Origin of the sequence: Corallococcus sp. NCSPR001, assembly GCF_017309135.1 — a bacterium.
GTDB lineage: Bacteria > Myxococcota > Myxococcia > Myxococcales > Myxococcaceae > Corallococcus.
Map to the genome: position 1 here is coordinate 5,352,318 of NZ_JAFIMS010000002.1, position 22,731 is coordinate 5,375,048.

Here is a 22,731-nt window from a genome sequence, read left to right on the forward strand (position 1 = left end):
ATGACCTCTACGCCTGGCCGCGCAGCGGAACGCACACGGCCAGCGCACCGGCCCGCGTCTTCACCTGGGGCGACGCGCCCTGGGAGAGGAACAGGTAGCACGGCGCGGCATAACGCTCGCCGTCCAGCTCCAGGTCACCCTCCAGAAGGAGGACGCCATGGGCGGACTGGGAGCGGTTCCAGGGGAAGGCTGCTTCGGCGGCCAGCCGCATCCAGGTCCGGGCACTGTCCGGAGCCGAACCGGCCCACTTCACTCCAGGTAATGCCTCAATCCACTCAGAGGAATCCCCGGCCACGGGCTCCCGGGCGGCGGCGACCACCTGGCGCTTGAGCTCCAGGAAGCGCTCCACCAGGTCCATGATGTCGTCCACCTGGAAGGGCTTGATCAGCAGCGCGTCCGGCACGGAGGGGTGCAGGACCTGGGCGACCTCGTCCGGACCGGCGGCGCTGACGATGGCCACCGGGTGGCGCTGCCGGCGCGCGGCCTCCAGGACGCCCCGGCCGTCCGTGTGCCCTCCGGCGATGCGCATGTCGGTCATCACCAGCTCGAAGCGGTCCGCCGCCAGGGCGCGCAGCGCTTCGTCGAGGGTGCCCACCGCCTGCACGTCCGCCAGCTCGGAGACCAGCTCTCCCATTCCTTCGCGGAGGCTCGGATCATCCTCGACCAGCAGGACCTTCATCGCATCTTCCAGCGCGGGGGACAGGGGAGCGCTTTCAAGTTCGGGCGGCCCGGAAGGGACGGCATCTCGGGCGCCGGGTCTGCGTTTGAAGATGGCCCTCCCCGGACTCGAACCGGGACGCGGGGTCAGCCGCAGCGGATTTTGAGTCCGCCTCGTCTACCAATTTCGACAGAGGGCCCCTTGGGTGTGAACGAGGCGGCCGAACGTATATCGCGCCTTCGGTTCGTGTGCATCCGAAGATTGCGGCTGTCCACGCACACCGCTAAAGGGGCAGCGCATGTACAACCTCCTCATCTCCCTGGCCGTCGGGCTGGCGGTCGGCGTGCTGGTGAAGTTCGCCGGCGGCTTCTCCTGGTGGGCCGGCATCGTGCCCGGCGTCATCGTCTTCTTCGCCACCTACATCGTGCTCGCCCGCCGGGTCTCCACCCGGGTCCAGGCGCTGATGACGACGGTGCAGAAGGATCTCCAGGGCCAGCCCGCCAACCAGAAGGAGGCCCAGGGCCGCGTGGACCGGGCCGTCCAGACGCTCGAACAGGGCCTGGTCTGGGACAAGTGGCAGTTCCTCATCGGCCCGGAGATCCACGCGCAGATCGGGATGCTGAAGTACATGATCAAGGATCTGGACGGCGCGAAGCCCCACCTGGAGAAGGCCAGCGGCCGCAACTACATGGCCAAGGCCATGGAGGGCGCCCTGCACTTCCGCCGCAACGACGTGCCCGCCATGAAGGCCTCCTTCGAGGCCGCGGCGAAGAGCGGCAAGAAGGAGTCCATCGTCTGGGCCGTGTACGCGTGGTGCCTCCTCCAGTTGAAGGACAAGGACGCGGCCCAGCGCGTGCTCGCGCGCGGCGTGGAGCAGAACCCCTCCGACGAGAAGCTCAAGGGCAGCCTCGCCCAGCTGCAGAACGACAAGCGCCTGAAGATGAAGCCCTACGAGCCGCTCTGGTGGCAGTTCGGCCTGGAGGCGCCGCCGATGATGCCGCCCCAGGGTGGCGGGCGCCGCGTGCAGTTCACCCACCGGCGCTGAAGTCCCGGTGGAAGTGATGGCCCGGCGCCACCGCAATGGCGCCAGGGCCTCCCTCCACCGCCTGCCTTGGCCCCGTCGATGGCGCCGCTTCGAGCGCGCGCCTCCGGGGAGTCCCCGACGGATCCGCCGCTCCATCCCACCCGGGGGCACTGGCTCCCGAGCGGCCCGCGTCCGGCAATTCCTACCGTGCGCCCGGGACTTACGCTGCAACGTCTTCCGGCTGTCTTGTTGGCTGTTTCGCGGGCCCCCATGCAACCCCCTGAAAAGAGGCCGTCGCGTCCGTGAAGCGCGGGGCACAGGGCTTGCTCTCGGGCAGGGGCACGCGGGCGATTGGAACGCATGGTTCCCAAAGCCCCCGCGGAGGCGGACGGGCTTGGCAGCCGGAGGTCTCGGGTGAAGTTTGGATGGGTGGGTGGGTGCTTGCAGAACGAGGCGGCGGCGGGTGCGCGTGGGGCGCAAGGGCGTGGGGAGCACCTGGAAGGGCGTGGCGCCCGAGACTTTCGGCCTGCCATTTCGGGACAGGCGAGCGGAGCGAACCAGTTCATGGAACGGCACGGCCGCAGCAGTGAGCGCGCGCTCCTGCTCATCATCGAGGACGACACCGGCGTGCGCGAAGGCTTGATGGACCTGCTCGCCCCGCGCTTCGACGTGCTGGCCGCATCCGACGCGGACGCGGGCGTGGAGCTGGCGCGCGAGCACCGCCCGGACCTGGTGCTGCTGGACCGGTTCCTGCCCTCCGGGGATGGGCTGGCGGTCCTGGAGACACTCCAGGGCGACGTGCGCACGGAGACGGTGCCGGTCATCTTCCTCACGGGGGACGCGGACGAGGCGACCCTGGAGCGATGTCTGGAGATGGGCGCCGTGGACTTCATCCACAAGCCGGCGAGCTCGCGCGAACTGCTCGCCCGCATCGACCGCGCGGTGCGCCAGAGCGAGCAGCAGCGCAAGCTCCAGGTGCTGGCGCAGACGGACGCGCTCACGGGCCTGGCGAACTTCCGGGCGCTGTCGGTGCGGCTGGAGGACGAGTTCAAGCGCGCCCTGCGCTACGGCTACGCGCTGAGCGTGGTGGTCATCGACCTGGACCACCTGAAGGCCATCAACGACGGCATGGGCCACGACGTGGGCAACCGCGCCATCCTGGCCCTGGCCACGCTGATGCAGGGCAACCTGCGCGAGTCCGACTTCGCGGCGCGCTTCGGTGGGGACGAGTTCGTCGTGCTCCTGCCGCACCAGACGTCGTTGGAGGCCGCGGTGTTCGCGGAGCGCCTGCGCTCGGAGCTGCGCGGCGTGAACGTGCAGCGTGGTGACGGGCGCCCGGCGCCCTTCGGGTTGAGCATCAGCGTGGGCGTGGCGGACCACACGGTCGACTCCCCGCGAGAGAGCACGGAGGCCTTGCTGAAGGCGGCGGACGCCGCGCTCTACGAGGCCAAGCGGGAGGGGCGCGACCGGGTGGTGGTGTACGGCCAGTCGGTCCACTCCTCCCCGGCACAGCGGCACTGACGGCGGGAAGGGAGCGAGGGCGCGCGATGAGCGGGACCAGCAAGCTGGCGAGTGGTTCGAGGGTGGCGATCGTCGGCGGCGGCATCGCCGGGGCGGGGCTCGCGGCCTCCCTTCTCTTCAACGGCCGCGCGCGGGGCGTGGCCCTGGACGTGCGCGTCTACGCGGGAGGCACCGAGGAGCGCACCGCGCCCCCTGCCCTGCTCACGCCGGAGTGCCGCTCGCGGCTCGCCGCGCTGGGCTGCCGGATTCCTCCGGAGTGGCGCGCCCATGAGCTGCGCGGCGTGGAGATCATCTCCCAGGGCGAGCGCGAGCTCTTGCCCTGCGCGGCCGGCGGCCTCTGGGTCGTGGATGGCTGGCCCAAGGGTGAAGGCGGCCTGGACATGGTACGCCACGTGCTGTCCACGGCGGCTAGCGCGCAGGGTGCCCGGTTCGTGAACCGCCACGTGGAGCGCGTGGAGCGGCAGGCGCCCGCCCCGGACGCGCCCACGGCGGTGCGCAACGCGGGGCCCCTGGTCGTCCGCGCGCAGGGCAGCGGCGAGCGCTTCCACGCGGTGGCGCTGGCGGCGGGCGCGGGGCCTCTCTTGGGTGACGCCTTCTTCAAGGGCTTCAAGCCAGCGCCGTCCATGCCGGCGGTGCAGGCGCGCATCACGGGCGGGATGCCGGGCCGCGACCTGATGCCGGTGGCGAGGCTGTGGGTGTCGCCGCTGCCTTCCGTGGACGCGCTGTTCCTGATTCCGGGCGCGTCGTCCGTGTACGCGCTGGCCTTCGGCGCGGCGGTGACGCCCGCGGACCTGTGCCAGGTGCTGATGATGGCCGCGCGCGACGGCCTGCTGGACGAGGGCTTCGAGCTCACCTCGCTGGAGACGACGCGCCTGCCCTTCGGCCCCGGCCGCACGTTGGTGGCGCCCGGGCAGTTGGTGGTGGGCCCCGCGGCCTTCGGCCACCCGCTGCAGGTGGGCCTGTCGGAGACGCTGGCGTCGTGCAGCCGCGCCGCGGTGGCGCTGCTGGATGGCGGGCTGGACGCGCCGTCGCTGGAGCGCCGCTACGTGCGCGATGGGCTGGGCGAGCTGATGGAGGACGCGGCGGCGGGAGCGCGCTCCATCACCTGGCTGTGCCGCGCGGGCAAGCGGGCTCCGGCGGCGTTCGTCGCGGCGCGCGCGAAGCACTCGGCGGGCGGCGTGTACGGCGGCGGCGTCTTGGGGTTGAGCTCCCCCACTCCGCTGGGCCTGCTGTCCGCGGCGCGCTGGTCGGGCGTGCGCGAGGTGGTGGGCTCGTGGCTGCGCACGCCCATCGAGCCCGTGCCCACGCTGGTGCCGGAGGTGGAGCCGGACCTCTACTACGTGGTGGACGACGACGCGGACACGCGCGAGGCGCTCACGCTCCTGTTGGAGAGCACCGGCGCGCGCGTGGTGTCCTTCGCGGACGAGCTGGCGCTGTTCTGCGCGGTGGCGCGCCGTCCGCCCACCGCCATCCTGTTGGACGTGGTGCTACACTGGGTGGACGGCCTGCGTCTGTGCGAAGGCCTCAAGCAGCACCCGCTCACCCGCGACACGCGCGTGCTGGTGATGAGCGGCCTCAACCGTCCGCACGTGCGTCAGCGCGCGCTCGACGCGGGCGCGGAGGCCTTCCTGCCCAAGCCGGTGAACCCGGACCGCCTCCTGTGCCAGCTCACCGGCCGCGTGCCGGACCCGCTCGGTTCGCCGCGTGACGTCATCCGGCCCGCGGTCGCGGAAACATTTGGCGAAGACCGTTTTGCGTCCTGACACCTACCTGCACGCAACCACAATCACGCTGACGGGATAATCCCTACAAAAGCATGAAGCTTCGCACTTCATGCTCCACTCAAAGGGAATCCCTCATGCTCGCCACGAAGTTCTTTCGCGCCACGCAGACGTCGTCCCGGTTGCTCAAGCACGCGCCGGAGATCCAGCGCACCTTCTCCACCAAGGTCCCGTCGCAGGAGGAGGTGCTCAAGGCCCGCGCCGATCAGAACCGGATCAAGTTCCAGCAGCACGACGTCATGACCGACATCATGAACGGCCTGGATCGGCGTGACGGCGGCAACAACCAGTTCGCGCCGCGCATCCGGCCGGACGTGGAGCTGACCCGCCGGGACAACTTCCCCTTCAACGAGATCCAGCCGAAGTACGACACGCCCAAGTCGGCCATCGACCGCGACGGCAAGCTGCAGCCGGTGGACGCGAAGGACCGCACGGTGACGCTGACCGCGCACGTGGACGGCGCGAAGGAGACGAAGGCCCACTCGCCCTTCACGTCCTTCAGCGGCGTGCCCGTGGGCGTGGATGGCCAGGCCACGGAGAAGAAGCTCGTGGACAACCCGGACTACGGCCAGAGCCGCATCGTCCACAACCCGGCGCACGACGCGAAGGGCGGTGACGTCTTCGACCAGTTCGACATCCAGCGGGACATCCGCACGTCCATGCACCCGGGCCTGGACGAGACGGCCGTGAACCGCAGCCAGCCCGGCACGCCGGTGTGGCAGCCGGAGGCGCACGAGCGGCCCATCCTCGCGGACGTCGGCGTGGATCCGACCAAGGGCAGCTTCACCTACCGCGAGCGCGCGATGATGAACTCCAAGCGGGATCAGGAGTACCTGGTGCGCGGCACCATCCACGACTTCACGCTGGAGCGCCCGGACGCCAAGGGCGCCCTGAAGCACGTGCCGCGGGATCAGTTCGCCGACCAGTTCGACGACGCGCACAAGAAGACGAAGTAGGCCGCGAACCGGACCGGCGCCGGGATTTCACTCGCGGATATCCTTGACTCACCGCGAGTGAAATGGCACCAGGGGTTCATCTGGCGCTCAGGCCTCCACGCGATGCAGTCCTTTTCGCAGGATGAGCGAGCCGGACATCATCGAGATGCCTCGGAAGAAGACGGCGAGCCCCACCATCGTGCCCACGAGCCACACGGAGGACGCGGGCCACCTGGCCATCACGCTGAGGCCCAGGACCAGGGAGATGAGGCCGTAGGCCAGGTCCCATCCCCACTGGAAGTAGCGGTCCATGACGGAGGTGATGACGTGGAAGAGGCCGCTGGCGAAGAAGTAGCCGGCGATCAGCAGCGTGAGGGAGGCGAGCCCCGCGGCCGGGTACATGACCGTGAGGATGCCGACCACGGTGGTGAGGACGCCTCCCAGCATGAAGGACCAGAAGGCGCTCCGGCTTTCGCTGCGTGAGCGGATGGCCGCGGCGATCTCCAGGACGCCGCCAATCACCAGCATCATGCCCACGAAGAAGACGGTCACCATGCTGGTGAAGAATGTGGCGCCCAGCAGCACGACACCCGCGATCGCCGTCAGCAGGCCCAGGAGGAAGGGGCCGCCCCACATGGCGGAGGCTCCCCGAGAGGGACGGTCCGGCCGGGTCTCCGGCGCGCGTTCGACGTTCGTTCGCATGACAATCTCCACGGTGATGGCTGCCCGCCTCGGGCCCTCGGCCGCCTGTCGGTCCGGGAGTGGACGTGGTGGGGGTAGCGCTTCCTCGTGGAAGATGGGCGCGCGACCGGGCGCGAACAATCGGCGCCGCCGGACGAAATGAGGCGGAACGGCGAGCAGGGGCCAGTGCGGCCTACCGCGCCCGCGGGGCGGGACGGGCGTACGGCGGCGCAAGGAACACCGCGCCGGGCTCCTTGCGGAACCAGGTGAGTTGCCGCTTGGCGTACCGCCGGGTTTCCTGCGCGGTGTCGGCGATGGCCTTCTCGCGGGTCATCCGCCCCTCCACCACGGCGCGGGCCTGCACGTAGCCGACGCTGCGCATGGGGGCCGCGTCCGCGTAGCCCTGCTCCAGCAGGGCCCGCGTCTCCTCCACGAGCCCCCGCGAGAAGAGCGCCTCCGTGCGCGCGTTGATGGCGGCGTAGAGCGCCTCGCGCGGCGGCTCCAACACGTAGAGCTGGAAGGGATAGCGGTCCGGCGCGAAGGCGTGGGCGCGGCGGAACTCGGACGCGGGCACGCCTGTCTGCGCGTGGATCTCCAGGGCGCGGACGACGCGGACCAGATCCTGGGGGGGCAGCTTCGCGGCGGTCTCCGGATCCACCTCGGCCAGCCGGCGATGCACGGCCTCCCTCCCCTGCTCCGCCGCGAGCGCCTCCAGCTCCGCGCGCAGCGAAGGCAGGGCGCCAGGCGCGTCCACCACGCCGTGCAGCAGGATGCGCAGGTACAGGCCGGTGCCGCCGACGACGAACACCGGCCGGCCACGTGAAGCGATGTCCGCGATGGCCGCGTCCGCGCGGCGCTGGTACTCGGCGGCGGAGAAGGGCTCGAGCGGATCCACGCAGGAGACCAGCTGGTGCGGCACGGCGGCCAGCTCCTCGGCGGTGGGCTTCGCGGTGCCGATGTCGAAGGCGCGGTAGACCTGCTGCGAGTCCGCGCTGACGATCTCCCCGCCCACGTCGCGAGCCCAGGCGATGGCCAACGCCGTCTTCCCCGACGCCGTGGGTCCAGCGATCACCGTCAACGGCACCCGCGTCTCAGCCACCAGCGTCCGCCTCCCACGCCCGCTGTAACGCAGACGCGAGGCAAGCGCGAGCCCCCTGCCTGGGACGCGGTGCCGCTTCCGTTCCGGCGCGCGGCAGGAGCCCGAGGCGGGCTCGCTCGGAGCTCCCCACAATGGCGATCGCGCTGCGTCCAGGTGCCCCTGCGCGACACCCACCACACGAGGCCCCCGCGCTATCGCGGTCTCGCTGCCTCCAGCCGCGCCCGCACCACCTCCGCGGCGCTGGCGTCCCGCGCGAACACGAGCCGGGCGGTCTCCACGGACGACAGCACGCGTCCGGCCGCGCCCACCAGCGCTCCCCGGCCCGAGGGCGTGGGCTCGGGCAACAGCGCGTTCAGCAGCAGCACGCGGGCCACCTCCCCCGCCCCCTGCGCCTCCCACCGCGAGGCCGCGTCCCAGCCCAGTGTGCCTACGGCAACGAGCGACGCCTCGGCGGTCCGGACCGGCACGTTCCAGGGCGTCCCCGCCGCGCGCCACCCACCGCCTTCCACGGGCCACACCGCGACCAGCTCATCCGCGAGCACCGTCCCGCCCGCCTCGCGCCACAGCCCGCCCAGGGTGCTCTTGCCCGCGCCGGAGTGCCCGACGAAGAGCGCGGCCCGGCCCTCGTGCACCAGCCCCACGCCGTGGATGAGCAGCCCGCCACGCCTCGCCAGCGCGGACGCGAGCATCACCTTGAGCACGTTCTCCACCGGGTACCGCCCGGATCCGATGACCGCCGCGTGGCACCGGTCCGCGGAGAGCACCGCGGAGTACCCGGCGCCCTCCACGCGCAGCGTCCCCGAGTCACCAGGCGTCAGCCGGGGCAGCTCCTGCACGGTGGGCGGAGCCTGGGGGCTGGGAGGGTTGCGCATCACCAGCCGGGCATCGGGAGCCACGGCCTCCGGAGCGAGGAACGCGCCGAACACGCGCCGGAGCGGACCGGCGAGCGCGTCATCCTCCACATCGAGCGCCACGGTCCACCCGGCCAGGGTGATCCGCAGCGCGCCGTCACGGGGACCCGGCAGGGGGTCCCCACCGTTCACGGCACGCACTCCGATTCGCCGGGGATGGTGCACATGGACAGCTGCGCCAGCGCGACGAAGGGCTGCTCCCACAGGATGGCGGGAGGCACGTACACGGCGGGCGCGGCCGGCGGCTTCGGTACCGAGGGAGGCTGTGAAGGGCGTTGTCTCACGTGATGGCCTCCCTAGAAGGGCACCGGGAAGGCACAGATACGACCATCCTCGGTACCGACATGCAACCGGTTCACGGTGTGGTCGATGGTCGGCGTGTAGAGCCTCTGCGCCGGGCCCACGGTCACCTGCCCGGTCTCGGTCCCCAGTTCGCCATCCAGTTGGTGCACCTTGCCGTCCGCGCTTCCAACGTAGACGCGCACCGAGCCACCCAGGTTGAGGGTGAACAGACCGGTGGGGCGCGCCGGGATGGGCGCTGACCACTTCAGCTCGGGCACACCGGTCCCGTTCGCCTCGACCACCTCGTAGCGCTCGACCTTGTTGTCCTCCGTGGCCACGATGAAGCCCCGGCCCTGGGGCCTCGCGAAGTGGGTGAACGCCTGCGCCGTGCCGGACCGCACGGCGGCCGTCCAGACCCTGGAATGGTTGTCCGGACTCACGCCGTACACCCGGCCGTCATTGGCGGTGACCAGGATCTGGTTGCTCGTGGCGTTGCGGACCACGCCGTACTCCAGGTCGCCCAGCTCCAGCCGCGCGACCTCCGCGCCCGTGAGGCTGTTGAGCACGCGCAGAGTGTCCGTGCTCACGCCAGAGGCCGTCGCCACGTAGAGCCGGTTCTTCGAGTAGTCCACCAGCATGCTGCCGGTCACCATGCCCAGGTCCCCGGGCCGGTAGCGCCAGATGAGCGCGCCGGTGGCCGCGTTCAGCGCGACCACCTGGTTCTGCGCGGACGAGTTGCGCGTGGCGAAGATGGCCAGGTCCACGTTCGAGTACGTCGTCCGGTACTCCGGGTTCGCGTAGTCGAGCAGCTGCGTCACCGGGAACGAGCTGATGCGCCCCAGGCCCAGCGTGGTGTTCTTCCAGAGGAACTCGCCCGTGGCCGCGTTGATCACCGCCGGCACACCGGACTCGTCGCCCACGACGAGCCACTGCTGTCCGGGCCGGCCCAGCAGCGGCACCACCGGGAAGCGGCTGCCAATCGTGCTCGGCATCTTCACGGGCCGGAACCGCTCGGCGCCGTCCTCGGACGGGTTCGCGGTGTTCGTGAGGACGCCCACCACCGAATCGTTGAAGGAGGAGAAGATGCCCACGCCCAGCTCCGTGATGGGCTGGTGCCGCGAGGCCAGGCCCACCGAGTAGCACCACAGCGGGTTGCCCGCCACGCGCGCCCGGGGCGTGGCCAGCAGGCCCACCGAGGTGGGCTGGTTGCCCGGCCCGTACCGCAGCTGATCATCCGCGTTGAACACGCGGTAGAAGTACGTCGTGCCGTTCGTCACCGCCGTGTCCGTGACGGACGACGCGGAGCTGAACTCGTCCACGTAGGCCACCGTCGCGTTGCCCAGCGCCTCGCCTGGCGCGTAGTGCACGCCGCTCGTCGGCGCGGTGTCGGGCGTCGCCCCCACCGCGCGCAGCACCAGGGTGCCGCCGTGGTTGAAGGGGTTGTCCCACGTGAGCGTCACGCTGCCGTCGCGGGCCACGCCCGTGAGGCGCTCCACGTCCGGCGCAGCGGTGACCGCGAGCAGCGTCATCGTCGCCTCCACGCGGATGCGCGGATCGTTCCAGCCCTGGTTCAGCTCCAACCGGTGGCGGAACGCCGTGTCCGAGAGGACGGCGGTGAAGCCCGAATAGGTGATGCGGAAGGTGGCCTCGCCACCCACCGGGATGCCGGACTCCGACTCCCAGAGGTAGCCGGTCGCGTCCGTGTAGACGTTCCAGTCGCCGAACGGCTGCGGCCCCGACGCGGCCACCGCGAAGTAGTTCACCGCGGGCTTGAACAGCTTCACCTCGTAGATGGGCAGCGTGCCCCGGTTCTGCACCGTGTACGCCACCGTCAGGGACGTGGCCGCCGTGGACACCGTCTCCTGGCTCAGCCGCACGCGGTGCTCCACGATGCGGCCCTTGCGAGCCGTGACCGGGTCCCCCGCCACCGACGAACCGTTGAGCGTCCCGTCCACCTGCGCCTGGAACTGGTAGCTGGCGCCGGGCGAGCCCGACACCTGGTAGCGCCAGGTGAACTGGGCGGAGGCGCCCGGGGCCAGCTGCGCCACGCTCTCCGGCGACGGCCCGGACACGAGCGACGCCGTCGCGCTGCCCAGCAGCACCGGCGCGCGCGGGCGCACCTGCGTGTACGTGTTCGTGGTGGACGTGTTGAACACGATCAGGCGCAGCGTCACCTGCTCCGCGCTGAACGCGTCTACGATGTCCATGTCCGCCGCCGCGACCAGGTTGCCCACGTTCGCCAGGGGCGAGTCCACCAGCGGCGCGTTCGCGGTGCTCGTGCGCGCCCGGACGCGCGCGGCCACGGCGCCGGCGGCGGTGGGCCTCAGATTGACCGCGAAGACACCCGCGGCGCGCACCGCCACGGACCTGCCGCCGTCCTTGGTCACGGTGGTGAGGGGCACGTTGCTCGTGGAGGTGGGGTTGTCCACGGACACGGTGGCCGCGCCGGTGCCGCGGTTCTCCACCACCACGCGCGCCACGGTGGAGCCGTTGACCGCCAGCACCCGCGGCGCCAGCGTCACGTTCGCGGCCAGGATGCTCCGCGTCCAGGCGGTCATGGCGTTGACGTTGTACGTGTAGCTCCTGCCGTCGCACTGGTCGCGGGCGTACGTCCCCGCCACCAGGCGTTCGGTGGTGCTGTCGGTGTTGCGGTTGGCCGGGCCCACCACGCTCAGCACGAAGCGCGCGGACTCGTTGTTGGCCAGGCCCCGCCCCTCGTCCACGCAGCCCCGCGTGGACTGGAAGGTGATGCGCCGCTCGTTGGCGTCGATGTACTCGACCTTCCAGTGCGGGTTCTCCTCCGCGGGCAGGCCCCCCAGCAGCTGGTAGCCCGCCGGCAGGACGAAGGACACCTCCGACAGGCGGGAGTCGTTGGTGGACGTGCTCGTGTTCGTCACCTCCAGGACGAGGTCGGACGCGTCCTCCATCACCACGCGCGCGACGGTCTCTCCGGCGGAGGGGACGGGGCGCACGGTCCAGGTCGTCTGGGAGAAGCCCACCGCGGGCAGCAGCACGGCGAAGAGCGCGAGGATGCGGACGTTCATGGCGTGCCTCACGTCACGGCTCCAGGGTGAAGGACGTGGCGGCCAGCTGCGCCCCATCCAGGAAGAAGCGCACCTGCCAGGTGCCCGTCATGCGCGTCATGGACACCGGCGTGCCCGCCACCGGCAGCGAGTAGCGCAGCGTCCGCGTCTCCTCCGGCGGCGCCACCACCGTCGCGCTCCGCTTCTCATACGGACGGCCGCCCGGCGCGATGAACTCCACGTCCACCAGGCCCTTGTTCCGCACGCCGCTCACCACGAAGTCCACGTCCACCTGCTGTACCCGGGACAGGGGCGTGGGCTCCGAACCCGCGCCCACCACCTCCGCGCTCCCGGTCGGGGGCGGCAGCGGCGCCGGCGGCGGCTCTTCTTCCGGAGGCGGCTCTTCTGGAGGCGGCTCTTCTGGAGGCGGCTCTTCCGGGGGCGGCTCTTCGCCCGCGGGGGCCGAAGGCGGCGGCCGGGCCACGCTCCCACCACCGGCCAGCACGTCCGTCGGATCCACGGGGGCGGAGGAACCGCTGCCCTGCCCCGGCTTCACGGCCGAAGGCGGCGGCAGGGGGGACACCCCTTCCGAGCACGCCGACAGCACCATTGCACCCGCCAGCACGGCCACGAGCGCCCGCATCATGTTTCCTCCAGAGGCGCGGCACCGGCCGGCGCGCGCACTTCGTCCAACAGGCCCCGCCGCTGAAGCTCCTCCAGGAAGCGCAGCGTGTCGGTCAGCACCGGACCGACGTCGGTCGAAAACTCGGAAGCCACCTGCTCCGCCACCGCCCGGGCCGTGCGCTGTCCGTCGCACAGCGCCCAGATGCGCGCCGCCGTGGGGTTGAGCCCGCGCAGCGTGCGCCCCTCCGCGTCCAGCACCAGGAAGTCCGCGCCGAAGCCCTCCCCCGAGGTCCCCAGACGCCGCCGGGGAACGCTGCCTTCCTGAAAGCTCATGCGCGGACCGTCCTTCCCAGCCACGCGGCCACCTGGCGCTTCAGCGTCGCGCGCCAGCGGCCCAGCCGCCGCGGCCCCACGTCCCAACGGTCCATCTCCAACAGCGTCCCGCCCCGGCGCACACGCCGCGCGCGTCCCAGGATACGGATGAGAGGCAGCGGCGGATCTTCCATGCCGCCATTGTCCCCGCGAAGCGCGCAGAAGCTGCCGTCGCACCAGCGAACCCGGTGCAGCACCAGCGAGGACTCGAAGCGCGCCAGCACCACCTCACCCGGGCGCGGCGCCTCCACCAGCGGCTCCACCTCCGCCACGTCCCCCGCACGCAAAGACGGCCACATGCTGTCCCCGGCGACAGGGATCCAACGGAGGCCATCGATCATGGAGACGGGCTGCGGAGCGCTCGACATGGAGGATGGAATGTACTCCAACCTCTCAATGTCCGCGAATCTCCAGAGCCTCATTCCCCCAGCGATTCCCGGGACTTACGCTGCTTAACACCTTTACTTCCAGGTTTTCAGGGAAGACAGGCCGCCCCCCTCCCCTCCGGCCTGGCGCGTCATGCCGGAGGGGCTTCTGGATCAGGCCGTGGGGACCGGAGCCGGAGCGTCCGGCTGCGCGCGCACGGTGGCGGCGACGCTGTCGAGCGCCACGGGGACGGGCTCTCCGCCCGCCATGGGCTTGAGCTTCGCCTGGCCCGTGGTGCGCTCCTGCTCGCCCAGCACCAGCGTGAAGCGGGCGCCGGACTTGTCCGCGCGCTTCATCTGGCTCTTGAGGCTGCCGCCGCGCGTGTCGAAGTCCACCTTGAGGCCCTCGCGGCGCAGGCGGCTGGCCAGCTTCAGACCCTCGTCCTGCGAGCCCTCGTCCGCCACGGCGATGAACAGGTCCGGCCGCTGGACGAACGTCTTGCCGCTCTCCTTGAGCAGCAGCACCAGCCGGTCCAGGCCCATGGCGTAGCCCACCGCGGGCACGTCCGGCCCGCCCAGGCCCTTCATCATCTTGTCGTAGCGCCCGCCGCCGCCCACCGTGCTGGCGGTGCCCAGCGCGGGGTGCGAGGCGATGAACTCGAAGACGGTGCGCGTGTAGTAGTCCAGGCCGCGCACCAGCCGGTGGTTCACCACGTACTTGATGCCCAGCACGCCCAGCTTGCGCTGCAGGTCCGTGAAGTGCGCGCGGCACGGCTCGCACAGGAACTCGAGCACGTTGGGCCCGGCGGCGGCCACCGCCTGGCACTTCTCGTTCTTGCAGTCCAGGACGCGCAGCGGGTTGCGCTCCAGCCGCTGCTGGCAGTCCGCGCACAGCTCTTCCCGGTGCGCGTTGAGGTACTCCACCAGCTTCGCGTGGTACGCGGGCCGGCAGTTGTCGTCGCCCAGCGAGTTGATGTTCAGGCTGATGTCCGTGAGGCCCAGGGCCTCCAGGAACTGCACCACCACGTCCATCAGCTCCGCGTCCTGCGCGGGCTCCTTCGCGCCGTAGGCCTCCGCGCCAATCTGGTAGAACTGGCGGTAGCGGCCCGTCTTCATCCGCTCGTAGCGGAACATGGGCCCCATGTAGAACCAGCGGGACACCGGCTCCTGGTTGTTCACCGAGTGCTCGATGTACGCGCGCGCCGCGGGCGCGGTGCCCTCCGGACGCAGGGACAGGCTGCGGCCGCCCTTGTCCTCGAAGGTGTACATCTCCTTGCCGACGATGTCCGTCTCCTCGCCCACGCTGCGCACGAAGAGGGCCGTGTCCTCCACCATCGGCGTGCGCACCTCGCCGTAGCCAAAGCGGCCGAACAGCGTGCGCGCCGTGGACTCGACGAACTGCCAGATCTCGATTTCGCCCGGCAGAAGGTCGTTCATCCCCTTCACGCCGTTGATCTTCTGGCTCACGTGATGACTCCGATACGCGTGCCCATGCGCACCACCGCTTCGGGCTGCATGCTGTCGTCCCAGCGCACGCGGCCGGGCTCGAAGCAGAGGATGACGGTGGAGCCCATCTCGAAGCGGCCCAATTCGCCGCCCTTCTCCACCGGGATGCCCGCGCTGTAGCTGTGCACCTTGCCGGGCTGGCCCACGTGCGTGGTGATGTCCTCGTAGGACGCCTTGATGCGCGACACGCAGGTGGCGCCCACCTTCACCACCGCCACCTTGCCGGCCACGGTGTCCAGGTACGTGACGAGCCGCTCGTTCACGCAGAACAGCGACTGCTTGTTCTTCACCGACGCGGGGTTCACCGGCCAGAACTCACCCGGGATGTACGCGTACCCGGTGATGGTGCCGCCCAGCGGCGAGTGGATGCGGTGGTAGTCGCGCGGGGACAGGTACACCGTCGTCCAGGCGCCGCCGTGGAAGGGCTTCGCCGCCTGCGCGTCGCCCAACAGCTCGTCCACCGTGTACTCAATGCCCTTGGCCTGCAGGCAGCGGCCGTTGTCCGCGTAGCCCACCTGGGACACCCGGCCGTCCACCGGGGACACGACGACCTTCTCGCCGGCGTCCACCGGGCGCAGGCCCGGCTTCAGGCCGCGGGTGAAGAACTGGGCGAAGGTCGGGTACTTCTCGAAGGAGTGCTCCGCCTCCTCCATGTCCACGTTGTACGCCTTGGCGAAGGTGCGCATGGCCCAGTGGTGCACCGGCGCGGGCGCGGGCAGGCGCGTGGCCAGGCCCACCGCGGAGGACACCGCCGACTTGGGCAGCACGCGCATCAACTTCATGAAGGTCTGTTCGTTCATCGAAGGTCGTCAGCTCTTGAAAGAGAGAGGTTCAACGCCCGCCATCATTCACGGGCACCGTGCCGCCGTCCTCATAACGGCGCACGGTCCGCACGGCGCTCTTGGGTAACAGCGCCAACACCCGGCCGTCTTCAATCACCAGCACGGAGTCCCGGTGGCTGGGATACCCCAGCTGGCAGGACGCCCGGTCGCTCAGCTGCCAGGTGTCCCGCATCCCCCGCCCCTCCACCGTGACGGGCGTGCCCCGGCCGAAGCAGCCCTCGAAGCCCGCCACCAGCGCGGAGGCCGGGGTGCCCATCTGGGGCCCGGCAATCACCCCGGCGTCCCCCGGCCCGGCGTCCACGGGCTCGGCCGCCTCGGGCTCGGCCTGGCGCGGGAAGTTCGTCGAGGAGGGGTCCATCGTGGGCAGCGAGCCGGCGTTGGCCACCGCGCGGCGCTGCTCCTCCTGGGCCGCCTGCATGCGCGTGCGGCCCGCCTGGATGCGCTGGAGCAGGTCCTGGGACGCGAGCGAGTCCACGCTGTCCGCGGGCACGCGCTGCAGCTGCGCTTCAATCTCCCCGATGGAGGGGTCCAGATACGCGCCGTCCAGCTTCTGGGCGTAGAGCGCCGTCCACCGGCGGCTGGCCTGCTCGAACTCGGGCGAGGACGGCGCGGGCGAGCGGCTGCACCCGCTGACGAGGAGCAATGCTGCGAGGCCAAGGCCCATGAAGGGCCGCATCGGACGGGGGACCTGGGGGCGCACGGCCCCGGTTTATGCCACCTTCCATCCGGCCGCGCCCCTTTTCCGCATGGGGCGGCGGGTCCGGCCTACACGCCCAGGAACAGCCGCTTGCCGAAGTTGAGCGCCAGGTCCGCGTCGAAGATCTTCTGCGCGGAGGTCTCGATGTCGTACTCCACGCGCAGGTACTCCACCGTGCGCGCGTCCGTGTCGCAGATGACGAAGCAGGCCCGGTTGTCGTAGTCGCGCGGCTGGCCCACGCTCCCCACGGACACGATGTACTTGTAGCCCTTGCGCAGCACGAACTTCTGCGCGACCACGTCGTTCACCTCGCCGTTGCCAATGGCGAACGCGCGGCACAGGTGGCTGTGGCCGATGAAGGTCACTTCCGGCAGCTCCGCCACGTACGGCGTCAGCTCCCGCGCCTGCTCCAGCGCGAAGATGTACTCGTACGCCTTCGGGTCGATGGGCGACCCGTGGCAGAAGCCCACCTCGCCAATGCGGTACGTGTACGGGAGGCTGCGCAGCCAGGCCAGGTTCTCGTCGGAGATGACGTTGGCGCTCCAGTCGAGCGCGTGCCGGGCGGCGTCGTAGTAGTACGAGTAGTCCATCCGCCCCGCCACCGCGGCGTCGTGGTTGCCCAGGAGCGTGATCTCCGCCACCGAGCGCACCAGGTCACAGCACGGGTTGGGGGACGCCCCATAACCGACGATGTCCCCCAGCGACACGAAGCGGTCCACCTTCTGGTGCTCCGCCACCCTCAGCACCTCCGTGAGGGCCTCGATGTTGGAGTGGATGTCGGAGATGACGGCGATGCGCATGGGGACCCTAGGGGTGGGCTTGCTGCTGGGAGATGATGCGCCGCAGACTCGTCAGTGCGTCCGCGTCCAACGCTTCGAATCTCAGGCCCATGCCCGGGGGGCGGCCGGCGGGTTGCTCTTCCTGCCGCAACCAGACGACCGTGGCCTGCGCCTGCAACTGCGTGTCCGTCGCCTGCTGCGTGAGCCTCACCTGCGCCCGCGTCCCCGCCGCCAGCGGGGTGCTCGTCCTCAGGAAGAGGCCGCCCTCGCTCAGGTTGGCGATGCGTGCATACAGGGTCACGTTCTCACCCTCGCACCAGCAGCGCAGGTGGGTGCCGACCCGCGCGTGCTTTCGATTCTCGCTCAACCGGGGGACCTCCCGACGTGACACCTTCCCGTCCACGTCGGCGCTGAAAAAGGACGTCCGCACCGGATTTATTCATCCACTGCGTCCGCCCGAGCCTAGGGAGGGTGGGTGCGGCCCGTCAAGTTCCACACCGGGCCATCCGTCCCCTTGCCAGCGCTCCCCTACCCGCCCAGCGGGCCCAGGTCGTCGAAGTGGGTGAGCTTCTTGAACTCGGCGAAGCGGGCGTGGATCTCCGGGCGCTGCACCTCGCGCAGGCGCTCCAGGCTGAACTTCTCCACGGTGAAGGAGGCCATCACGCTGCCCATGACCATGGCCTTGCGCAGCACCTGCTGGTCCACCTTGCCGCCGGAGCTGGCCAGCGTGCCCATGAAGCCGCCGGCGAAGGTGTCACCCGCGCCGGTGGGGTCGAACACCTCCGACAGGGGGAAGGCCGGGCAGGCGAAGATGTGGTCCTGGTCGAAGAGGAGAGCGCCGTGCTCGCCGCGCTTGATGACCACGCGGGAGGGGCCCATGGCCAGGATGGCGCGGGCGGCCTTCACCACGTTGTGCTCGCCGGACAGCTGGCGCGCCTCCGCGTCGTTGATGAAGAGCAGGTTCACGCGCTGGAGCGTCTTGAGCAGCGCGGGACGGCTGCCCTGGATCCAGAAGTTCATCGTGTCCGCGGCCACCAGCCTGGGCGCCTTCACCTGGTCCAGCACGCGCGACTGGAGCTCCGGGTGGATGTTGCCCAGGAAGACGTAGGGCGTCTCGCGGTAGGCGGCCGGCAGGTTGGGCGAGAAGGACTCGAAGACGTTGAGCTGGGTGTCCAGCGTCTGCGCCTCGTTGAGCTCCCAGCCGTACTTGCCCTTCCAGCGGAAGGTGCGGCCGGCCTCACGGGTCAGCCCCTCCAGGTCGATTCCGCGCCCGCGCAGGAACTGCAGGTGCGACTCCGGGAAGTCCTCGCCAATCACCGCCACCAGTTGCACGGGGCTGAAGAAGGACGCGGAGGTGGAGAAGTAGGTGGCGGAGCCACCCAGCACGTCCTCCTTCTTGCCGAAGGGCGTTTCCAGCGAGTCCAGCGCGATTGAACCGACGACGAGCAGAGACATGGAGGCTTCTTCCTGGGGGTGACCCGGCGCGCGTAAGGCTTCGCGTCAGGGCACGGCGCGTTCCAGGGGAAACCCCGTGCCCGTGCCGGGTACGACACCTTCCCGGCAACGTCAAGGGGACAACGGTCTAGAAGGTCGGGACGCCCGTGGTGGCGATGAGGGCCTTCAGGTCGTCGTCGGTGAAGAAGAAGCCCGCGCCGAAGAAGAAGTCCCGGCCGGCGATGAGGCGCCGGGTGGCCGCGTCGCGCTGCCTGGCGTTGAGGATGTCGTCCATGCCCGCCATGACGTACAGGTGGTCGAACGCCTGGGCTTTCAGCATGGCGCGCAGGCGCGGGTAGCGCAGCTCGTCCGCCGTGAAGTTGAACGCGTCCATCTTCAGCGTCAGCGCGTCGTCGAAGAGGTGCAGGTCCGCGCCCACGCCGCCCGTGGATTCAATGAGGCCCACGCGCAGGGTGGTGAAGTAGTAGCGCTTGGCGAACTGGAGGCTGACCTTGAAGGACTCCTTGGTCACCTTCTGCGTCTGGATGACCGGATCTCCCTCCGACGGCGGGTTCGTCTGCACCACCTGCGTGCTGACGGAGCCGCGCGGGTCGTCGATGATCTCCAGCAGGTAGTACTTGTCCGGCTTGGGGATGAGCTTCAGCGTCAGGCCGTTCTTCGACGCGCCCTGGGCCACGAGGTAGCTGCTGAACAGGCCCACCTCCGTCTGCAGGGTGCTCAGGCGGGTGGCGAACTCGCTCACGTCGGTGACGGCCTCGCTGAGGCGCTGGCCCAGCTGCTCGTCGGTGAGCAGCGCGCCCGCGGCGCCCTCGCCGTCCTTCACCTTGCGGGTGATGTCCTCCAGGTTGGCCAGGGTGTTGTCCAGCCGGCCCAGCGTCTGCTTGAGGCTGGAGACGCTCTCCTTGAACTCCCCTTCCCCGCTGCCCACGATGTTCTTGACGGTGCCCAGCACCTCGCGGACGTCCTGGGTGATGCGCTCCACGTTGGTGACGATGCGCGTCACCTCCGCGCCGTTGCCCTGGGTGATGGCGCGCACGTCGGAGGACACGCCCTCCACGTTCGCCATGATGGTGTCCAGGCGGTCCGTGTTGCGGCGCACCGTCGCGTCCACCGAGTCCGACAGGCGGACCAGGTTCTCCACGATGCGCTCCAGGCTGCCCGCGCCCTTCTCGCCGCCCAGCACCTCGCGCAGCGCGCCCGTCACCTGCTGGATGTCGGAGGTGATCTGCGACAGGGACTCGAAGACGGCCTCCACGCCCTGGGTGTCGATGACGCGGCGGATCTGCCCGCCGTTCTCCAGCTCCGGCGCCTGCTCCGTGCCCGGGTTCAAATCCAGCAGGTAGTCACCCAGCAGCGACTCCGAGCGCTTGGTGACCGCGGCGTCCTGGCGCAGGTCCACGCCCTTGCGGATCTTCAGCCAGATCTTCGCGCGGGTTCCTTCCAGGCTGATGTCGCTGATTTCGCCGACAGGAATACCGGCGATCTGCACCCGGCCGCGGACCGCCAGGCCGGACGCGTCCCGGAAGTAGGCCCACACCTGGGTGGAATCACTGTCGCTCAGCCCGCCCTTCTTGGCGAACAGCACGAACGTGATGAGGAATCCTCCGGCGGCGAGGACCAGCAGGCCAACACGGAAGGGCGTGACGAGCTTCTTCACCTGATGTGACTCCGAGCGCTACCACCGGCCGCGCGCGACTCTAACGATTTGCATGCCGGGTGCCAGCTTTTCATGAGGGACTGGAATCCTTGGGGGACCGGATTCCCTACCTGAATGTCCTAGTTCTTGCCGAACCAGGTCTGGAGGAAGACCTGGACGGCCGGGTGCTGGGACTCCCGCAGCTGCTCCGGCGAGCCGTGCTCCACGATGACGCCCTTGGACAGGAAGGCGATCTGATTGGCCACGTTGAAGGCGGACGCGATGTCGTGGCTGATGACCACGCTGGTGACGCCCAGCTCCTTCTGCGCGGTGAGGATCATGTCGTCCACGGAGTCCGTGGTGATGGGATCCAGGCCGGTGGTGGGCTCGTCATAGAGGACGACCTTCGGGTCCAGCACCACGGCGCGCGCCAGGCCCACGCGCTTGCGCATGCCGCCGGACAGGTCCGCGGGGAAGCGGCCCTCCACCTCGCGCTTGAGCCCCATGAGGTCCAGGCGCTTCCTCACCTGGACGCGGATCTCGTCCTCGGACAGCTTGGTGTGCTGGCGCAGCGGGAAGGCGACGTTCTCGAACACCGTCATGGAGTCGAAGAGCGCGGCGGCCTGGAACACCATGCCGAAGCTGCGGCGGACCTGCTGCAGCCCCTCCACGCTCATGGGGACGATGTCCTGCCCGTCGATGATGACCTGGCCGCTGTCCGGCTTGAGCAGGCCGATCATGTGCTTCATCAGCACCGTCTTGCCGGAGCCGGAGCCGCCCAGGATGACGCAGGTGCTGCCCGCGGGCACGGTGAGGTTGATGCCGGTGAGGACCTTGTTGCCCGCGAACGTCTTGTGCAGGTCCACGATGTCGATCATGGCCCGCTCGGAGCCGGGCGCCGTCGTAGAGCTCATCAGTGCATCAACATGCCGACGATGAAGTCGAGGATGAAGATGGCCAGCGCGCTCGAGACCATCGCCTCCGTGGTCGCCTGGCCCACGCCCTTGGCGCCGCCGGATGCGTTGAAGCCCTTGTAGCAACAGATGAGGGCCACGGAGAGGCCGAAGATGGCGCCCTTGAGCAGGCCCTCGTAGACGTCCGCTGGCGCCATCCACTGCTGGGTGCGGGACAGGAAGGTGCCGGGGGAGATGCCCAGGCCGAAGACGGCGACCACGTAGGCGCCGCTCATGCCCGTGGTGTTGAAGAGCATGGTGAGCGCGGGGACCATGAACAGGCCCGCGAGCACCCGGGGGACCAGGAGGTACTGCACCGGGTTGACGGCCATGGTCTCCAGCGCGTCCACCTGCTCGGTGACGCGCATGGTGCCCAGCTCCGTGCACATGGCGGAGCCGGCGCGCATGGTGACCATCAGCGCGGCGAACACGGAGGCCAGCTCTCGCGTGAGCGTCAGGGCCACGGTGGGGCCCACCAGGCTCTCCGCGTCGAAGAGGGCGAACGCCGTGGACGTCTGGAGGGCGAACACCATGCCGGTGAAGGTGCCTGTGAGCCCCACGATGAAGATGGAGCCCACGCCCACGAAGTCCAGCTGGGTGAAGAGGTTGTGCAGCCGGAACGGGCGGCGCACGCTCCAGCGGAAGACGTCCAGCCCCAGGGCGACCACGCCGCCAATGCTGCTGATGACGTCGATGATGCCCTTGCCGAGCCCCTCCACCGACTGGGTGAAGGCGCCGGTGAACCGGTTGGGTTTGCTGGGGGTCTCGGTGGTCATGCGTTCAGGCGGGCGACTCTACGTGCTCCGGACGGCGGCACAAGGGAACAGAGCGATGGCCCATCCCACCCCCACCTCCATCGGCTGGTTGGCCGGAGGGCTCCCACGCGGCGCGCGGGTGGGATGCGATGGGGCTTCCTCCGCCTGGGGTCGGCCGTTATGTTGCGCGGCCCTCTTTACTTCCACGCCCGGCGCGCCCTCCAGGGGAGTTGCCGGGCCAGAGCGACACGACAGCATGGCTACTCAGAAGGTCGGCGGCGAGGTGGATGCCCAGTGCACCCGCTGCAAGATGAACCTGGCGCACACCATCCTCGCGATGGTCGGTCCCAAGATCGTGCGCGTCCGCTGCAACACGTGCGGCGGGGACCACGCGTTCCGTGGCGCGGCGGGCGTCACGGACCGCCCCACCAAGGCCGCCGCGACGCGCGCTCCCCGCGCCTCTTCCAGCACGCCCCGCGCGGAGAAGGTGGTCATCTCCTTCGACGAGCAGTTGGCGGGCAAGGACATCGCGAGCGCGCCCAAGTACAGCCCCAAGGACACCTACAAGGTGGATCAGGTGCTCCACCACCCGACGTTCGGCGTGGGCCTGGTGACGGCGGTGCGCGGCGACAAGGTGGACCTCACCTTCCGCTCGGACACCAAGACGCTGGTGCACGGCAGGGGCGGCGCTCCGGCGGACAAGCCCGTCTTCAGTCCGCCGACGAACAAGCACACCGGCCCCGCGGACAAGCCCCAGGCCGAGCCGCCCCCGGAGGCGGACACGGCCGCTGAGACTTCCCTGCCTTCCGGGGATTGACCCGGAGGCCGGAGC

At 70.1% G+C, this 22,731-nt stretch carries 23 protein-coding genes and 1 tRNA gene; 5 read left to right on the forward strand and 19 right to left on the reverse strand.

Annotation, left to right across the window (positions count from 1 at the left end; genetic code table 11):
- Window positions 1-7: 7 nt before the first annotated feature.
- Window positions 8-679: a response regulator gene (locus JYJ93_RS23595; protein WP_206794865.1), complete on the reverse strand. Its 672-nt coding sequence runs from the start codon at window positions 677-679 to the stop codon at window positions 8-10.
- Window positions 680-771: 92 nt separating this feature from the next.
- Window positions 772-857: transfer RNA gene (locus tag JYJ93_RS23600), tRNA-Leu, on the reverse strand.
- A 99-nt stretch (window positions 858-956) separates the two neighbouring features.
- Here JYJ93_RS23600 and JYJ93_RS23605 point away from each other — a divergent pair.
- The 4 genes from JYJ93_RS23605 (at window position 957) to JYJ93_RS23620 (ending at window position 5,940) form a co-directional block, all read left to right on the forward strand.
- Window positions 957-1,703 carry a tetratricopeptide repeat protein gene (locus JYJ93_RS23605; protein WP_171426309.1) on the forward strand — a complete coding sequence of 249 codons (747 nt, stop codon included), beginning with the start codon at window positions 957-959 and terminating at the stop codon, window positions 1,701-1,703.
- Between the two features lie 543 nt (window positions 1,704-2,246).
- Window positions 2,247-3,203 (forward strand): diguanylate cyclase, encoded by a 957-nt coding sequence (locus JYJ93_RS23610; RefSeq protein ID WP_206794867.1) that lies wholly within the window; start codon window positions 2,247-2,249, stop codon window positions 3,201-3,203.
- 26 nt (window positions 3,204-3,229) lie between these two features.
- Entirely contained in the window at window positions 3,230-4,966 is a 1,737-nt protein-coding gene (locus tag JYJ93_RS23615) for a response regulator (protein ID WP_206794869.1), read from the forward strand.
- 95 nt (window positions 4,967-5,061) lie between these two features.
- Window positions 5,062-5,940: a hypothetical protein gene (locus tag JYJ93_RS23620; RefSeq protein ID WP_206794870.1), complete on the forward strand. Its 879-nt coding sequence runs from the start codon at window positions 5,062-5,064 to the stop codon at window positions 5,938-5,940.
- Between the two features lie 87 nt (window positions 5,941-6,027).
- Here JYJ93_RS23620 and JYJ93_RS23625 read toward each other — a convergent pair whose 3' ends face one another.
- The 17 genes from JYJ93_RS23625 to JYJ93_RS23705 all read right to left on the reverse strand — a co-directional run bounded on the left by JYJ93_RS23625 (window position 6,028) and on the right by JYJ93_RS23705 (window position 21,920).
- Complete coding sequence (locus JYJ93_RS23625; RefSeq protein ID WP_242543906.1) at window positions 6,028-6,621, reverse strand: HdeD family acid-resistance protein; 594 nt, start codon at window positions 6,619-6,621, stop codon at window positions 6,028-6,030.
- 172 nt (window positions 6,622-6,793) lie between these two features.
- Window positions 6,794-7,684, reverse strand: a complete 891-nt coding sequence (miaA, locus tag JYJ93_RS23630) for a tRNA (adenosine(37)-N6)-dimethylallyltransferase MiaA (protein WP_206800433.1) — start codon at window positions 7,682-7,684, stop codon at window positions 6,794-6,796.
- A gap of 206 nt (window positions 7,685-7,890) precedes the next feature.
- Window positions 7,891-8,742, reverse strand: coding sequence for a hypothetical protein (locus JYJ93_RS23635; protein WP_269012414.1), 852 nt, complete (start codon window positions 8,740-8,742; stop codon window positions 7,891-7,893).
- The gene (locus JYJ93_RS23640; protein ID WP_206800723.1) at window positions 8,739-8,894 is read right to left on the reverse strand and encodes a hypothetical protein; all 156 of its coding nucleotides are present in this window, start codon (window positions 8,892-8,894) and stop codon (window positions 8,739-8,741) included. Before JYJ93_RS23640 ends, JYJ93_RS23635 begins: the two co-directional genes overlap by 4 nt.
- Before the next feature lie 12 nt (window positions 8,895-8,906).
- Entirely contained in the window at window positions 8,907-11,936 is a 3,030-nt protein-coding gene (locus tag JYJ93_RS23645; protein WP_206794875.1) for a PQQ-binding-like beta-propeller repeat protein, read from the reverse strand.
- Between the two features lie 13 nt (window positions 11,937-11,949).
- Complete coding sequence (locus tag JYJ93_RS23650) at window positions 11,950-12,561, reverse strand: hypothetical protein (RefSeq protein WP_206794877.1); 612 nt, start codon at window positions 12,559-12,561, stop codon at window positions 11,950-11,952.
- The gene (locus JYJ93_RS23655) at window positions 12,558-12,872 is read right to left on the reverse strand and encodes a PqqD family protein (RefSeq protein WP_206794879.1); all 315 of its coding nucleotides are present in this window, start codon (window positions 12,870-12,872) and stop codon (window positions 12,558-12,560) included. Before JYJ93_RS23655 ends, JYJ93_RS23650 begins: the two co-directional genes overlap by 4 nt.
- Window positions 12,869-13,279, reverse strand: coding sequence for a S24/S26 family peptidase (locus JYJ93_RS23660; protein WP_277989476.1), 411 nt, complete (start codon window positions 13,277-13,279; stop codon window positions 12,869-12,871). Before JYJ93_RS23660 ends, JYJ93_RS23655 begins: the two co-directional genes overlap by 4 nt.
- A gap of 171 nt (window positions 13,280-13,450) precedes the next feature.
- Window positions 13,451-14,713 carry a histidine--tRNA ligase gene (gene hisS / locus JYJ93_RS23665; RefSeq protein ID WP_242544628.1) on the reverse strand — a complete coding sequence of 421 codons (1,263 nt, stop codon included), beginning with the start codon at window positions 14,711-14,713 and terminating at the stop codon, window positions 13,451-13,453.
- A gap of 26 nt (window positions 14,714-14,739) precedes the next feature.
- On the reverse strand, window positions 14,740-15,582 hold the full coding sequence (gene asd, locus JYJ93_RS23670) for an archaetidylserine decarboxylase (RefSeq protein WP_206794882.1): 843 nt from the start codon (window positions 15,580-15,582) through the stop codon (window positions 14,740-14,742).
- A 31-nt stretch (window positions 15,583-15,613) separates the two neighbouring features.
- Window positions 15,614-16,288, reverse strand: coding sequence for a hypothetical protein (locus JYJ93_RS23675; RefSeq protein WP_206794884.1), 675 nt, complete (start codon window positions 16,286-16,288; stop codon window positions 15,614-15,616).
- Window positions 16,289-16,389: 101 nt separating this feature from the next.
- Entirely contained in the window at window positions 16,390-17,121 is a 732-nt protein-coding gene (locus tag JYJ93_RS23680) for a metallophosphoesterase family protein (protein WP_120526312.1), read from the reverse strand.
- A gap of 7 nt (window positions 17,122-17,128) precedes the next feature.
- Window positions 17,129-17,467 (reverse strand): TIGR02266 family protein, encoded by a 339-nt coding sequence (locus tag JYJ93_RS23685; RefSeq protein WP_206794886.1) that lies wholly within the window; start codon window positions 17,465-17,467, stop codon window positions 17,129-17,131.
- A 161-nt stretch (window positions 17,468-17,628) separates the two neighbouring features.
- Window positions 17,629-18,555 carry a PfkB family carbohydrate kinase gene (locus tag JYJ93_RS23690; protein ID WP_206794888.1) on the reverse strand — a complete coding sequence of 309 codons (927 nt, stop codon included), beginning with the start codon at window positions 18,553-18,555 and terminating at the stop codon, window positions 17,629-17,631.
- Window positions 18,556-18,682: 127 nt separating this feature from the next.
- Window positions 18,683-20,212 carry an MlaD family protein gene (locus JYJ93_RS23695; protein WP_206794890.1) on the reverse strand — a complete coding sequence of 510 codons (1,530 nt, stop codon included), beginning with the start codon at window positions 20,210-20,212 and terminating at the stop codon, window positions 18,683-18,685.
- Window positions 20,213-20,331: 119 nt separating this feature from the next.
- Window positions 20,332-21,105 (reverse strand): ABC transporter ATP-binding protein, encoded by a 774-nt coding sequence (locus JYJ93_RS23700; RefSeq protein WP_242543907.1) that lies wholly within the window; start codon window positions 21,103-21,105, stop codon window positions 20,332-20,334.
- Complete coding sequence (locus JYJ93_RS23705; RefSeq protein WP_206794892.1) at window positions 21,105-21,920, reverse strand: ABC transporter permease; 816 nt, start codon at window positions 21,918-21,920, stop codon at window positions 21,105-21,107. The genes JYJ93_RS23700 and JYJ93_RS23705 overlap by 1 nt, the downstream gene beginning before the upstream one ends.
- Window positions 21,921-22,155: 235 nt before the next feature.
- Here JYJ93_RS23705 and JYJ93_RS23710 point away from each other — a divergent pair, with 235 nt between their 5' ends.
- Window positions 22,156-22,716, forward strand: coding sequence for a hypothetical protein (locus JYJ93_RS23710; RefSeq protein WP_206794894.1), 561 nt, complete (start codon window positions 22,156-22,158; stop codon window positions 22,714-22,716).
- Window positions 22,717-22,731 lie beyond the last annotated feature (15 nt).